General features: G+C 72.1%; 1 pseudogene. It reads right to left on the minus strand.

The annotated features are described in order from the left end of the window. Nucleotides 1-415 (minus strand): annotated as a pseudogene (locus EOA29_RS39555) (ATP-dependent helicase HrpB); the annotation flags it as partial. Between the last annotated feature and the right edge of the window lie 109 nt (nucleotides 416-524).

Consider the following 524-nt stretch of genomic DNA (forward strand, 5'->3'; position numbering starts at 1 on the left):
TGCCCCAGCCGAGCAGTGACAGGCCGTGCTCGCGCAGGGCATCCAGGATGGCGCGATCCGCATCGGCGCCCGAAGGCGCCGGCAGCATGCGCTCGGAAAGCGTGATGGCGCCAAGCCGCGCGATCTCGCGCACGCGCACGGCACGCCGTTCGCGATCGAAGCTGGCTTCTCGTTTCGTCTCGATTCGGTCGGCGAGCGCCGCGCGGAAATCGGCCTCGTCGACGGGCGCGGCGGCGGTGATGCGGGCGTTCTGCGCCTTGCCCTGCAGGTCGGCGACGACCAGCCAGGTCTCGCCGGCCAACGGATCGGCGGCATCGACCGTCGCACCGGAACCATTGGCGAGCACGAAGCGGCCGCGCTCGCCGCGCGCCCTGGCGATGCGATCCGGCCAGGCATGGATGAGGAGAGCGCCGGCGCTACCCTCCCCCTTGTGGGGAAGGTCGAGCCGCGCAGCGGATCGGGGTGGGGTCGGTTCGGGCACGCTACCAGCGACCCCACCCCGTCGATCACGCTGAGCGTCGCTC

It is taken from the genome of Mesorhizobium sp. M1E.F.Ca.ET.063.01.1.1 (assembly GCF_003998155.1).
Taxonomy (GTDB): Bacteria; Pseudomonadota; Alphaproteobacteria; order Rhizobiales; family Rhizobiaceae; genus Mesorhizobium.